This is a genomic window from Klebsiella sp. MBT K-1 (assembly GCF_002556465.1).
Lineage (GTDB): Bacteria > Pseudomonadota > Gammaproteobacteria > Enterobacterales > Enterobacteriaceae > Klebsiella > Klebsiella grimontii.
This window is the reverse complement of the sequence record NZ_PDEL01000013.1, coordinates 179,211-191,962: the sequence shown is the minus strand read 5'-3', so window position 1 is coordinate 191,962 and position 12,752 is coordinate 179,211. Positions and strand designations below refer to the sequence as shown.

Sequence of the window (12,752 nt, the reverse complement as noted above, 5' to 3'; positions counted from 1 at the left end):
GGTTTGGCGATTGATCAGATCGCACAATCCGGGCTGAGTTCCCTTTCAGTGATCTACTATTCCGCGCATCTATTTAGGTCAGTCGATGAGTGAATAGCAAATAGTCTTTATACTAATAATAGACACGAGCCTACAGGGGCTAACTTAAAGTTTACTTAAAGACCATTAAGATACTTATAGTTTAAATAATAGATTAATTAAAAGATAACTATTGGAACTTTGAGTATTACCCCAAGTGAACTTAAAGAGGTGATGATATTTATCATTAATAATCACCATACTCTGGGCCACTCACAGTCCTCTGTGTCTCCAGCGGTCAGCCCTTGGATAATTAGGTAGCACTATAGGGAGACGGTCTGAATACCACTTCGCTAGCGCATCTAGTGCTGCTGTCAACACATGGTTCTCTTTCTGTACAACCGTCAGTCCTCACCCGAAGCCTACTCTGGGCATGGCTCCTTGCCGATGCGCTGATGTACCTCATTGTGAAATCTTTAGGTAGTAATCAACGCCAGACAACTGGCAACATCGTGTGTATCAGCTTTGGGCCATGAACCCAGAGACGCTTCTGGTGCGGATTTACCGCCACTCGCACCACCACCAGCAGTGCTAGCTGCGCCAGCCATTGAACATCATACAGGGTCTCCGGTCACACATGACGTGCCGCCCCTGAGTTCGTCCGATTGGTCCTCACCTATCCATGGTCATCGCAGACCGTTATTAAAACCAGTCTTTATGTAACGCCTTTATGCTACCGACAGTTTCCTTTACGTGGGGTCTGGTTGGCTGGCGGTAGGTGCGAACATAGAGGCGTCACATAAGGAGTACACGTAAATGAACATTATCAATCTTGACCAGCTCATCTCGATGACCTCAAAAGAAATCGCGGAGTTGACGGGTAAGCGACACGACAACGTTATTCGCGATGTTCGTAAGATGCTTGATGAAATATATCCGGATGGGGGTCTCCTCAGTTTTGAGGACACCTACGTTAATACCCAGAATGGCGAAACATATAGCATGTACCGACTCGACCGGAAGCATACCTTTATTCTGGTCTCTGGGTATTCCGTCCAACTCCGCGCTAAATGCTACGACCACATTCAGATGCTTGAACAAAAAGTCCTCCGATTGGAAGACCAGCAGAAACGCGCAGCCGTACAGTCGGCTAACCGCCGTGGTGTAACATGGGGCGATTACTGCAAGACGCATGGTCTACCTGCTCAGAAGTTGATGAACATCCTCAAGCGGGAACGAAAGCTCTTTCAGGTCCACCCCGTCAGTGGTGAATGGTCAGTCAATCCAAAATATGCGGAATACTTCCGGGTCATCAAGCCAACTGACCAGCGATTCAACCCGAGCGGCATTAACATTCGGTTCAACGCCAAGGGACTGGAATTCTTTGGTCAACCTGAGCATGTCCTAAAGATGCGCGGAAAGGTTATCGAAATTCACGGTACAGACGCCGAGAAGCAGAAGCACCTACTGGATGTCGCTAGTACAGCTCCTCAAAATGAGGGTCTGTAATCGTGAAGATCCTACCGCCAGACCTACCGCCCACTTACAGTGTAGACGTGAAGATTGACCCCGGACACCTGAAGGCCGTAAAGCTATGCGCCTGCTGGATGTGCCTACAGCCATACTCGTAGCCGCGCTGGGTCTCCCACCGAAGCACACCCGGCCCGATATGTATTACTCGAAAGGTGCGCTATGTCTCATGGCGACCGCTGAAGGGTTGACCCCGATGGACTTCAAGTAAGCCACTAGCCGCAGCAATACCACATTATCACCACTCTTTTGAACTGACCGATGCGGGGAGACCGCAGGACTAGCCGTGCCTGCGAGACCGATAAGTTCAACCATTTCAAAGGAGAATCAAATTATGTCTATTTCATATCGTAAGCTCGACATCAACCTGAGCGCCGACAAAGAGACCGTGCTGGTCTTCGGTCAAGAGATGACCACCAAGTATTTCACTGAGATTGTAGTGACCTCAATGCTGAACGGTCTGCCTGCCCTGAGCACAGGCGCACACGCCATCCTGACAGCTCTACACGCTGCTGGTCTTAACGCTAATGACTACGGGGCGTATTCCCGAGCGTGGTCTGAGAGCAACGCAGAGGCACGTAGAGAAGCTGAGCGTCAGCGCATTGAGAACGAGAAAGACCGTCAGCGCATCGCCGCTATGTATGCAACCCCTGAAGAAATCGCTAAAGAGGCCGCAGAGCGTAAGGAACGTAAGGCAGACCTTGAGCGTCGCTTCAGCCGTAAAGGCGCTGCATTCGGTCTGTAAGTTCAACGGCTACGCCCACTCATGGCGCTGTGGGTCAAAACTCATGGTGCCATACCGCTACCAACATCAATCTCATTCAAATTAAATACAAGGAGGCATCCCATGCCAGAAGTAAAACGTATCGACTCGAACAATTCAAAGATTAAACACACCGACGAACTCCGCGCTCACCTGCTGGATAAAGAAGGCAACAAGATTCCGCATAGCGTCTTTGGTACTGACACGACGCGCACCGAGATTATCTCTCAGGCTGACGGTACAGGCGAGATCATGAATGTTGGCTTCACTGACCGCTCAGGCCGCCCGCAGGCATTCGGTAATGACGTGACTGATTATGTCCAGGCCCTTGAGTCTGCACTTGATGAGACGCTTAACGATGGTGATTTTATCGATGGGTTGAATACCGAAGTATTCCCTTGTGAGCAGCGCCCATTTGCCACTCTACCGACTCCGATTAACCGTGAGACCCTGACCGATCGCACCGTCCGCTTCCTGTCCAACGGCGTGTATAACCCAGCGAAGAACGCCCCGATCACTAAGGTGAAAGGCGGTCAGACCCTGATGGTTAACCCTGTGATTGCCGACAAGGACGCTAAAGAAACTGGCATACTGTGCTCAGCGATTACCCATGTCTCCGACTTTGCAATGATGGGCGGCTGGACTGGCGCTGGTCTGATGGCTACGGCTACCGATATGGTTGACCAGTATCTGCGTAATATGACCTCTAAAGTTGTCGATGTGCTGCTGGATGCTCCAGACCTTCAGTCAACCAAAGTTGGTGCATTGTCTGGCAAAGCGTCAGCACAAGCCGATGACATTCTGGATGCTGTAGCGGTGAATCTGCCTTTCTACCTTGGTTCCTCACTGACCGATTACACTCTACTGGTCCCAGAGAAGTACGAAGCTATCCTCAATCGTGCAGCTCAGAAAGCGGGTATGACCGAGATTAGCGAACTGGTAGGCACTGCCGTTGCGCCTTACAGTGGTGATGACCGTGGCGTTATCATTCTACCGAAGAAGTACGCTATGTTATCTTTCCGTTCAACCCGTAGTGGCGACCTCGTTAACGTGTTGGTTACTCGTGATGCTAACCGTGCAGGCTATGACGTCGAACTGGTAGGCGCACTGGATGTCATGGCAACGGGCACCGTTAAGGTTAAGGCTGGAGCGTTCGACACTGAGGCAGCTGCAAGTTATCCGTTGGTCCACGTCCTGAAGTTTGAAGACTAACCCTATGAACCCTTGGAGGAGACTCTGAGGGTTTATCAACTGTTATGATATAACATATCAAGTAAGGGCAAGGAGGCGCTATGTCAAACCTGATGCTGCTCTATCTAGTCCTCCTTCTGGTGTATTACGTAGTGGAGGAGTTTTAAGAAATCACCACAAAAATCTGAGGGGGATATGTAATAGTTCCCTTGTGAGTAATTCCCCCCCGTTACTGCTTCTTGCAGTCACAGCGTATGCCTCCTTCTAAAGGAGAAGGGCGGTACGTCTCACCTCAGGTTCTATTCCTGCCATGGGAATCTAACTGCGGGTATTGACCAGAGATCACTCAATGTGTAACCATAAGTGTAACCAGACGGATTCACCTGTCTTTAAGAATCAAATGGTTAGTCGGTGATTGTCTTCGATACTTCGATTCCCTTCGCCCGCTCCAAACTCAAGTCTCCTGAAGTCTATCAAACTCAATTTTCCCTTGATAAATCAGCAGTTATAGCATCCTATTAGTCTATTGAACTCAATTGTACTCCCCCAGGGTCAAGCTCAATGTGGGGGTATGGATGGGGGTATAATTGTACCCCCTGCTGAGAGGTACCCCCAATGAAGCTGACTGCTCGTCAGGTTGAAACTGCGAAACCCAAAGAGAAGCCCTACAAACTGGCCGATGGTGGTGGGCTTTACCTGCTGGTTAATCCCAATGGTAAAAGATACTGGCGTCTCAAATACCGTTCGTTAGGTAAAGAGAAGCTGCTCGCTATTGGCGTTTACCCCGATGTTTCTTTAGCTGAAGCCAGAAGCAAGCGAGAGGATGCTAAAAGGACATTAGCGGCTGGCAACGATCCTTCTCTTGAACGGAAAATTGAGAAACTTAGTCGTCAACAAGACGCAGAAAACTCTTTTGAGGCTATCACGCGGGAGTGGTATCAGCGTCGCTATGACCGCTGGTCTGTCTCCTACCGCGAAGAGATGCTGAGAACCTTCGAAAAGGATGTGTTCCCTTATATCGGTCACCGGCCAATCAAAGATATCAAGCCGATGGAGTTGCTTGCTGTTCTTTCAAAAATAGAAGCACGAGGAGCAACTGAGAAGGTCCGTAAGGTTCGCCAGCGTTGTGGAGAAGTCTGGAAGTATGCCGTGGTGACTGGCAGGGCCGAGTACAATCCAGCACCAGATCTAGCCAGCGCCGTGACTCCTCATGAGAAAGAGCACTATGCTTTTTTAACCCAGGATGAATTGCCAGAGTTTCTTCGGACTCTGAACACCTATGCCGGTAGTGTGCTTGTTAAGATTGCGATGCAATTGCTTATTTTAACGGGAGTAAGGCCTGGGGAGTTGAGGCAAGCGGAGTGGCAGGAATTTGATTTTGAGAAAAAGGTTTGGAATGTACCAGCGGAACGCATGAAAATGCGCCGCCCTCATCTGGTTCCGTTATCAAGCCAGGCAATTGACCTACTTAATCAGCTTAAACCCATGACGGGAGCAGGAGCGTTGCTGTTCCCAGGACGTAATAATCCTAAGAAACCGATGAGTGATATGGCATTGACTGTGTTGGTCAGGCGTATCGGCTATGCCGGGCGCGTTACAGGGCATGGATTCCGCCACACGATGAGTACCATTTTGCATGAGCAGGGTTTCAATTCGGCCTGGATTGAGTTACAGCTGGCTCACGTCGATAAGAACTCAATTCGTGGGACGTATAACCATGCGCAGTATCTGGACGGGAGGAGGGAGATGATGCAGTGGTATGGCGAGTTGTTATCTTTTATGTGTGATGTAAGCACATAAAAATAATATATTTAGAATGTACAATGTCTTTTTATTTGTCTGCGAAAAAATTTTCGCAGACAAATCTAAAAGGATATTCATCTTTAAAAGTTAAATAGGGATGTTGTATGAAAAAATATGATCAGGTTGATAAGGCTTTTGATTTTTTAGTAGGAAAGGAAAATCGGCAAGAATTTTTTACTATTGCTGATTTAGCAGTGGCTACTGGTTGGAAAGTTCAGACATGTAAAACATATCCAACTAAAAGATGGAGTAAATATATATCAAGGGATGGCGCTCAATATACCACACTTGGATTAAAATACTTAAGTAAGGAAGACTTCAGAAATCTTCATAGTCAGAAGAGCGTTGAACCGGCCAAAAGTGAGCGAAGCATTAATTTAAAAAAAGCAAGAGAGTTCGCTATGCTTGCTGTTTCTGTTTACAATAATCCATTTACAGAGTTTAAAACTCATGGTTTTATAGTTAATGTAGTTATAGCATATACATCATTATTTCATGCTATATTCGCAAAAAGAGGTGTTGATTATTTTTACTTGAATGATGATGGCTCTCATAAAATTGTTGATGGTGACAAAAAAGCGTGGGAACTGAAAACCTGCTGTGAAAAATATTGGCTTGGAAGAAATACCCCAGAAAAATCGAATGTATTTTTTTTAATAGGTTTACGTAATATCATTGAACACCGAGGTCTCCCTGAAATAGATACACTAACTTTTGGTGAGTGCCAGGCTTCAATAAATAACTTTGAAGATATTCTCATTAACGAATTTGGTGATGAAAATGCTTTAATGGTAAACTTATCTCTTGCAATGCAACTTACAAGGATGTCTCAGCAAGCGCAGATCGACGCTTTGAAGAAAGTCCAATCAAAAAATTTCACTATTGTTAAGAAATATATCGAGGATTATAAAAGAGACTTGGAGCAAGAAATATTAGAAAGTCAACAATATCGACTCAGAGCTTTGTTAGTCCCCTTGATTGGTAAAAAGGCATCAAGTTCTGATATTTCTATAGAGTTTATCAATGTTAATAATCTCACCGAAGATGAACTTGAGAAATTTGATACTGGAATTGCTTTCATCAAAGGAGTGGAAAATCAATTTAAGTTGAAACCTAAAAAGGTAGTTGAGTTGGTTCAAAAAAAACATAAGTCTTTTAATCTTAGTACTCATGCAAAGTTTTGGAAGCATTTTGATGTCAGACCATCTCATGTAGATAAAACTCTAAAAGGGAAGTACTGTGGTTATATCGAAGGTTTTGATGGGTATTTATATAATCAGGAATGGGTGCGTAAAATACTAAGTGTTTATTCTGATAGTAAAGAGTTGGATAAGGTTTTAGGCTGACATTAAAATAATATTTTTTTGGATTTTGCATTTAACTTCAGCGAGGCTTTTTATGAAAGATGATTATTATTGGTGGGATCTGGAGGGGACTGCTTTCAAAGGGGTACTTTATGATTCGATTAATACATATTTTCTGTATGATCATTCCTACGCTGATTGGAATGAGTTCTCTAAAGCAGATCCCCATATGGCATATGCGCATTTGACCTATATTAGATTTAACGCATTAGAACAACAATTCGTAGATTTAAGAGTCATCCCTCAAATGCTAGGGGTTAATAATTTGCCATTGGTTTCAAAAGTAAGAAATATAAATCGATATGATTGGCTTAAGGCAATTGTTGATTTGGCATTATTTAGATTTTCAAGCCTTCGCGATATAACCTTTCATTTTGTTAATGAGGTTTTAGAACTTAATATCCCAGATTACTCTTTAAATATTAAACAATTCGGTAAGATTATTAAAGACACTCATTCTGATATTTTGAGTAACTTAAAAATAATTGATTCCTCTGGTGGTCCTCTACGTACAGATAGAAATACAAGAGCTCATAAGGGATTCTGTAATTTATACACCGATGATGATGAGATGTTTAAGAATATGTCGTGGATAGAGGGCTATGGTTCACACTTAGAAGGATATGATTTAAATGTAATATATGAAAAATCAAGAGATAAAATATACGATCTTGTAGTTAATGAAATACAAAGTGCTCTCTCTTCTTGTAAAAATATTGTCGATGAGCTTTATTTTTATTATAGAGATAGGCATGAAGAGCTATCTATAAATTCCAGGAGTGGTGTATCTGCACATTTCTATAATTATCATGGAAAGAAGGAGTAAATAAATTATTTCACCTGCACAAAAATCCGCTGAAGATGCCACCTGGAGTATCCTGCCCGCGCAGCAACATCCTCTATCTTCAGCGGTTTATGTAAGTTTGAATCAATCCATTGAGTTATCTCATCGATGATGTCTTCTCTTCTGAACATAGAACGACGCTCACTATAAGAGGGCTCTGACACATCCTGTCGGGATGCTAATGATTTACTTATAGATTTCAGCAACCCCGTGCAGTCGATTATTCCCCGTGGTTGACAGAATTTTGAACGACGTTGCTCCTTGCTCATCAGCCTTACGAGAGAGCGCATCCGATAACTCATCAAGTGTATAGGCATTGCTTGCCGAGACGACACCGATCTTTTCTTTCCCATCTGCATGATTAATTTCTTGAGCAGCAGAAACGGAATTCACAGAAATAAACCCCATGACCAATGTAGTAATAAGTAGTGTTTTCATATCTAGTACCTCTTTAACAATATGCTTGAAACTGGATTTGTATCAGGAGTAACTTCCTCCATCTGTGTATTCAAATATACAGACTTAAACTGTCATGAGGCTGACGGCTATATGACAAAATTGTCAGGGTTGTCGATTGGTTAATTTTTTTGAATACAAATTCAGCTCGTTAATAATGCAGTCAGGTTCTTCACGGAGAGGCATATTGTCTATGTCCAGAACCCCATCACTTTTTTGTGGATCATCAGCCTGCAGGTCTGCAAACAGTGGGTTAAGATCCTGCTGTGCTTCACCTCGTTCAGCCACCAGCTCGAACGTTTTATTTTTTGCCTCGTCGTGGGTCAGTGCACTGACCAGAACCTGGGCGATTTGCTCCCGGGATATCACACCATCTTCCGGTGTTCCTGCATGGCGACGATCTCCCTGAAGCATAACGATTCGGTGTTCATCATCATTGTTGTAATCAAACCAGCCGGGCCTGACGATGGTATAGGGGTGACCAGTGGCCCTGACCAGACGCTCGGCACGTCTTTTCCAGTCATGAACCTCAGTGCGTTGATTCCAGGTGCTGAGTCGTTCAGTCACGCCAATCGTGGTCATCAGGCTGATACGAACAGACACATCCCTGAATATTCGTAAAATATTGCGCACTCCGCCATAATCTATCGCCCTGGCACCAATACGACCCTGACCATCGGAACCGAGAGTGAAGATGATGGCATCAATATCTTTCGGTAATTCGGTGAGTGTTTCAGGCAATGAAACATCGCCGTAAAAAATATCTGTTTCCCGGGGAAGCAATTTTACTTTGCGTTTATTTCTGACTAGCGCCACGGGCTGATGGCCCATTTTGATAGCGGTATTGACGACATGAAGGCCAATACTTCCTGTCGCCCCTGCAACGAGTATTCTCATGATAAACCTACTGATAATTCAGACTTATTTTCGATACGGTCAGAATATCAATTATCATTAATGTCAGTAATGGGGCTAAAATGATTGTGTCTATGAACACCCTTCATGAGTGTGCGATGAAGGGAATGCCTCCATAAGGAAATCGCCGATGCTCAAAGAAAATTTCAACGAACTGCAAATCTTTCTTGTGGTGGCAAGGGAGCGAAGTTTTACCAAAGCAGCGGGCAAACTGGGCGTTTCTCAGTCTGCACTCAGCCACGCGATGAAGGCTCTGGAGGAAAGGCTGAATATCCGCCTCTTGACCCGCACGACCCGAAGCGTTGCCCCTACGGAAGCCGGTGAGCGAATTATTGCCTGCCTTGAACCCCGTATTGCCGATCTCGAGCAGGAACTGGAATCGCTGGTTCAGCTGAACGGCACTGCCTCAGGTAATATCCGTTTATCTGCCGGGGAGCATGCCGTGCGAAGTCTAGTATGGCCGAAGCTAAAACCCTTCCTCAGGGAATACCCGGAAATCAATGTTGAACTGGTCGTTGATAACGGCTTTGTCGATATTGTTGAGGGGCGTTTTGATGCCGGGATCCGTCTGGGGGAAAGCGTGGATAAAGACATGATTGCGGTAAGAATTGGGCCGGACATGAGAATGGCCGTCGTAGGAGCGCCGTCTTATTTCGCTGCAAACCCGGCCCCTGAAACGCCGCACGAGCTACAAAATCATCGGTGTATCAATATGCGCCTGCCGACAGCCGGTGGGCTTTACCACTGGGAGTTTGAGAAGGAAGGGAAACCGTTAAGGGTCAGAGTGGAAGGGCAGGTAACGTTTAATCTGCAGGCGGAAAGAATTGATGCGGCGTTATCCGGTTTTGGCATCGCCTGTATACCTGAAGATAGAGTGCAGGATTATATAAAGTCAGGAGAGCTTATTCAGGTTTTGCAGGACTGGTGCCCATCTTTCCCCGGATATTACCTCTACTACCCGAGCCGCAAGCAGCATCCGCCAGCTTTTGCGCTGATGATCGATGCACTTCGCTACCAGGAATAACGGGTCCCCCATTCGCAGAGGGCCCGTTCGAGTGTTAACGGCCCACGCGAGCCTGATGCTCAGGAGAGTAACGCTCGCCGACGATTTTAATCGTTTCAAGCGCCTGGGTTATCTGCCATGAGTCATCCTGCGAAAGAATGATGTCGGCAGCCCTCAGGTTTTCCTCCAGCCGATGTAGTTTGGTGGTGCCAGGGATAGGAACAATCCACGGCTTTTGTGCCAGCAACCATGCCAGCGCGATTTGTGCAGACGTCACGCCTTTCTCTGCCGCCAGTTCACCCAGCAATGAGACCAGCTTTTCATTGGCTTCAATCGCCTGCCCGGCGAAACGCGGTACGGTGCTGCGATAATCATCTTTCCCAAAAGTAGTTCCTGGCTTAATCGAGCCCGTCAGGAAGCCTTTGCCTAATGGGCTGAAGGGCACAAAACCAATACCCAGTTCCTCCAGCAACGGCAGGATCTCCTGCTCAGGCTCGCGCCACCACATTGAATATTCGCTTTGCAGGGCAGTGACAGGTTGTACGGCATGCGCACGACGAATGGTTTGCGCGCCCGCTTCGGACAGACCGAAATGTTTAACTTTACCTTCAGCGATCAGGTCCTTCACTGTTCCCGCAACATCTTCAATCGGGACGTCCGGATCGACACGGTGTTGATATAGCAGGTCAATGACATCAGTGTTAAGACGGCGTAATGATCCTTCCACCGCTTCACGGATATGCTCCGGACGGCTGTTTAAAATCTGCTGCTTGTTGTCGTCGCCAAAAGTAAAACCAAACTTGGTGGCGATGACTACGCGGTCACGAAATGGTTTTAAGGCTTCACCGACAACCTCTTCATTGAGGAAGGGGCCATACACTTCAGCGGTATCGAAGAAGGTGACGCCACGTTCAACCACAGCGCGAATGAGCTCGATAGCCTGACGGGTATCGGTGGCCGGGCCATAGCCGTGGCTTAAACCCATGCAGCCGAGCCCAAGCGCGGAGACTTCGAGTCCGGATTGACCCAGATAACGTTTTTGCATTGAATGAATACCTCTTTTATCGTGACTTAAACATCCAGTTTGCGGCCAGTCAGCCATTCCACCATTGCCGGGTCACGGTGAGAGAAGAAGGCGCTGGTAGCGGTGTCGAGGGCGGCAATTTGCAGCATATCTTCAGCGCTGAGTTCAAAATCGAGTATGTTGATGTTCTCTTCCATGCGTTCTTTGCGCACCGATTTCGCCAGCGAAACGATACCTCGCTGGAAGATCCAACGCAGCACAACCTGGCCCACGCTTTTGCCGTACTTCTGGCCTATTGCCGTTAACACGGGATGCTGGAACAGACCATTTTTTCCCTCAGCAAACGGTGCCCAGGCTTCCGGCTGAATGTTACGGCTCTGGTTCCATGGAACGGCATGCAGCTGCTGATTGAAGGGGTTAACCTCAATCTGGTTCACCGCAGGGGCCACTGTGTTGAAGGCGATAAGGTCGGCCAGTCGGTCAGGATGGAAATTGCTGACACCAATGGCGCGAATTTTGCCTGCCTGCTGCAGTTCTTCCATAGCACGCCATGCTCCATGGACATCGCCATAAGGCTGGTGAATCAGATACAGGTCGACGTAATCAAGTTGCAGCCGATTCAGGGAACGTTCGAACTGGGCTTTAGCGCCTTCGTAATTGGTATCCTGTAGCCAAAGTTTGGTCGTTACAAAGAGCTCGTTACGGGCGATACCGCTTTGTTTTAGGGCATTCCCGACCTGGGTTTCATTCTGGTAAGACGCGGCGGTATCGATCAGGCGATATCCCGTATTGATGGCATCAATAACTGCTCTTTCGCATTCAGCGGCATCAGACATCTGAAATACACCAAAGCCCAGCAGGGGCATTTCAATCCCGTTGTTCAGTTTTACAGTTTGCATGACGTTATCCTTCAGCTGTTGTGTAGGAAAAGCATAACGCAAAGTGATTTATTCGATTAGATGGGGTAATTAGCTAGGGTTTATTAGATGTGTTCATTAATTTGGAGGGAGGTTGATGGTCAGCTTTGTGCCAAGAACGGAATTTAGACTCTTTGTATGGACTCAAGTTCATGGAAAATGGATAAGGTTATCAATTCAAAGTAAATAATTGATTTTATTTGATATTTTTTGTTTTGGTCATCCATGTTAGAAAACAGGTAGATACTTTTTTGTGACCTTAGGCTCAAATTTTAACGACGCAGGTTGCGTTATTTATGTGGTTAGGGGTAACTTTCAAACAAGTTGAATATAGTTGTACATAGACAAGTATACCTGTCATCTGTTTGCATATTTAAACATTGACAGCCATTATGAGGCCAACTGTTATGTCTTTGAATTCTAGACTTGAACCTGAACTCATTCTCCTGAATGAGCCCCCCCTGGATAGAAACATTCTTTTCAATTCTGTCAGTAAGTTATTGCTTTCAAAAAACTATGTTGAACAAAGTTACCCCGAGGCATTAATCGCCCGGGAAGAAAATCATCCCACGGCAATGCAGTTGGAAAAAATGGGGGTCGCGATCCCTCACGTCGATGTTGAGCATGTCCGGGAAGAGAAACTGGTTGTGGTCACCTGTCCTGAGGGGATCGTATTTAATCAAGCAGAGGATCCCGACTCCACCATGAAGGTGAATGTCATTTTCTTTTTACTGCTGAAAGAAAAAAATGCGCATCTGGAATTTCTGATGAAGCTCATTTCGCTTTTTCAGCGCAGCAATGAAATGGATCAAATTCTTTGGGCGAAATCAAAGGATGACGTTATGGAACTTCTGGCAAAGAATCTTTATTAAAAACCCTAAGCATGAATTTTTTCTTACCTCATTACCCTCATTAATATCTGGA

At 45.9% G+C, this 12,752-nt stretch carries 12 protein-coding genes and 1 pseudogene; 8 read left to right on the top strand and 5 right to left on the bottom strand.

Annotated features, from left to right (window positions below; all coding sequences use genetic code 11):
• The first annotated feature begins 834 nt into the window (after nt 1-834).
• The 6 genes from CMQ96_RS20305 to CMQ96_RS20275 all read left to right on the top strand — a co-directional run bounded on the left by CMQ96_RS20305 (nt 835) and on the right by CMQ96_RS20275 (nt 7,495).
• Nucleotides 835-1,527 carry a Rha family transcriptional regulator gene (locus CMQ96_RS20305; protein WP_087525796.1) on the top strand — a complete coding sequence of 231 codons (693 nt, stop codon included), beginning with the start codon at nt 835-837 and terminating at the stop codon, nt 1,525-1,527.
• A gap of 355 nt (nt 1,528-1,882) precedes the next feature.
• Entirely contained in the window at nt 1,883-2,293 is a 411-nt protein-coding gene (locus tag CMQ96_RS20295; protein WP_048271066.1) for a hypothetical protein, read from the top strand.
• Between the two features lie 102 nt (nt 2,294-2,395).
• Entirely contained in the window at nt 2,396-3,523 is a 1,128-nt protein-coding gene (locus CMQ96_RS20290; RefSeq protein WP_098067261.1) for a hypothetical protein, read from the top strand.
• Nucleotides 3,524-4,117: 594 nt separating this feature from the next.
• Entirely contained in the window at nt 4,118-5,302 is a 1,185-nt protein-coding gene (locus CMQ96_RS20285; protein WP_098067260.1) for an integrase arm-type DNA-binding domain-containing protein, read from the top strand.
• Nucleotides 5,303-5,409: 107 nt separating this feature from the next.
• Entirely contained in the window at nt 5,410-6,651 is a 1,242-nt protein-coding gene (locus CMQ96_RS20280; RefSeq protein WP_032694012.1) for a DUF3644 domain-containing protein, read from the top strand.
• Nucleotides 6,652-6,703: 52 nt separating this feature from the next.
• The gene (locus CMQ96_RS20275; RefSeq protein WP_098067259.1) at nt 6,704-7,495 is read left to right on the top strand and encodes a Cthe_2314 family HEPN domain-containing protein; all 792 of its coding nucleotides are present in this window, start codon (nt 6,704-6,706) and stop codon (nt 7,493-7,495) included.
• Nucleotides 7,496-7,503: 8 nt separating this feature from the next.
• Here the strand turns inward: CMQ96_RS20275 and CMQ96_RS28925 are convergent.
• From CMQ96_RS28925 to CMQ96_RS20260, 3 genes and pseudogenes are all read right to left on the bottom strand, one after another.
• Nucleotides 7,504-7,644 (bottom strand): annotated as a pseudogene (locus CMQ96_RS28925) (AraC family transcriptional regulator); the annotation flags it as partial.
• Between the two features lie 55 nt (nt 7,645-7,699).
• Nucleotides 7,700-7,951, bottom strand: coding sequence for a DUF1471 domain-containing protein (locus CMQ96_RS20265; protein ID WP_047740926.1), 252 nt, complete (start codon nt 7,949-7,951; stop codon nt 7,700-7,702).
• A 123-nt stretch (nt 7,952-8,074) separates the two neighbouring features.
• Complete coding sequence (locus tag CMQ96_RS20260; protein ID WP_098067258.1) at nt 8,075-8,866, bottom strand: SDR family oxidoreductase; 792 nt, start codon at nt 8,864-8,866, stop codon at nt 8,075-8,077.
• A gap of 148 nt (nt 8,867-9,014) precedes the next feature.
• Here CMQ96_RS20260 and CMQ96_RS20255 point away from each other — a divergent pair, with 148 nt between their 5' ends.
• Nucleotides 9,015-9,908, top strand: a complete 894-nt coding sequence (locus CMQ96_RS20255; protein ID WP_016243455.1) for a LysR family transcriptional regulator — start codon at nt 9,015-9,017, stop codon at nt 9,906-9,908.
• Between the two features lie 34 nt (nt 9,909-9,942).
• On the opposite strand, the gene CMQ96_RS20250 is transcribed toward CMQ96_RS20255, so the two are convergent.
• Both CMQ96_RS20250 and CMQ96_RS20245 read right to left on the bottom strand, forming a co-directional pair.
• The gene (locus CMQ96_RS20250; RefSeq protein ID WP_098067257.1) at nt 9,943-10,932 is read right to left on the bottom strand and encodes an aldo/keto reductase; all 990 of its coding nucleotides are present in this window, start codon (nt 10,930-10,932) and stop codon (nt 9,943-9,945) included.
• Between the two features lie 26 nt (nt 10,933-10,958).
• Nucleotides 10,959-11,810, bottom strand: a complete 852-nt coding sequence (locus tag CMQ96_RS20245; protein ID WP_098067256.1) for an aldo/keto reductase — start codon at nt 11,808-11,810, stop codon at nt 10,959-10,961.
• A 425-nt stretch (nt 11,811-12,235) separates the two neighbouring features.
• Here CMQ96_RS20245 and CMQ96_RS20240 point away from each other — a divergent pair, with 425 nt between their 5' ends.
• The gene (locus tag CMQ96_RS20240) at nt 12,236-12,700 is read left to right on the top strand and encodes a PTS sugar transporter subunit IIA (protein ID WP_176518997.1); all 465 of its coding nucleotides are present in this window, start codon (nt 12,236-12,238) and stop codon (nt 12,698-12,700) included.
• The last annotated feature ends 52 nt before the right edge of the window (nt 12,701-12,752 follow it).

Excerpts from the sequence above, each read along its gene's own strand:
- CMQ96_RS20250 (WP_098067257.1), bottom strand. The coding sequence starts at position 10,932 with ATGCAAAAACGTTATCTGGGTCAATCCGGACTCGAAGTCTCCGCGCTT.
- CMQ96_RS20240 (WP_176518997.1), top strand. The coding sequence starts at position 12,236 with ATGTCTTTGAATTCTAGACTTGAACCTGAACTCATTCTCCTGAATGAG.
- CMQ96_RS20295 (WP_048271066.1), top strand. The coding sequence starts at position 1,883 with ATGTCTATTTCATATCGTAAGCTCGACATCAACCTGAGCGCCGACAAA.
- CMQ96_RS20290 (WP_098067261.1), top strand. The coding sequence starts at position 2,396 with ATGCCAGAAGTAAAACGTATCGACTCGAACAATTCAAAGATTAAACAC.
- CMQ96_RS20265 (WP_047740926.1), bottom strand. The coding sequence starts at position 7,951 with ATGAAAACACTACTTATTACTACATTGGTCATGGGGTTTATTTCTGTG.
- CMQ96_RS20275 (WP_098067259.1), top strand. The coding sequence starts at position 6,704 with ATGAAAGATGATTATTATTGGTGGGATCTGGAGGGGACTGCTTTCAAA.
- CMQ96_RS20285 (WP_098067260.1), top strand. The coding sequence starts at position 4,118 with ATGAAGCTGACTGCTCGTCAGGTTGAAACTGCGAAACCCAAAGAGAAG.
- CMQ96_RS20260 (WP_098067258.1), bottom strand. The coding sequence starts at position 8,866 with ATGAGAATACTCGTTGCAGGGGCGACAGGAAGTATTGGCCTTCATGTC.
- CMQ96_RS20280 (WP_032694012.1), top strand. The coding sequence starts at position 5,410 with ATGAAAAAATATGATCAGGTTGATAAGGCTTTTGATTTTTTAGTAGGA.
- CMQ96_RS20305 (WP_087525796.1), top strand. The coding sequence starts at position 835 with ATGAACATTATCAATCTTGACCAGCTCATCTCGATGACCTCAAAAGAA.
- CMQ96_RS20245 (WP_098067256.1), bottom strand. The coding sequence starts at position 11,810 with ATGCAAACTGTAAAACTGAACAACGGGATTGAAATGCCCCTGCTGGGC.
- CMQ96_RS20255 (WP_016243455.1), top strand. The coding sequence starts at position 9,015 with ATGCTCAAAGAAAATTTCAACGAACTGCAAATCTTTCTTGTGGTGGCA.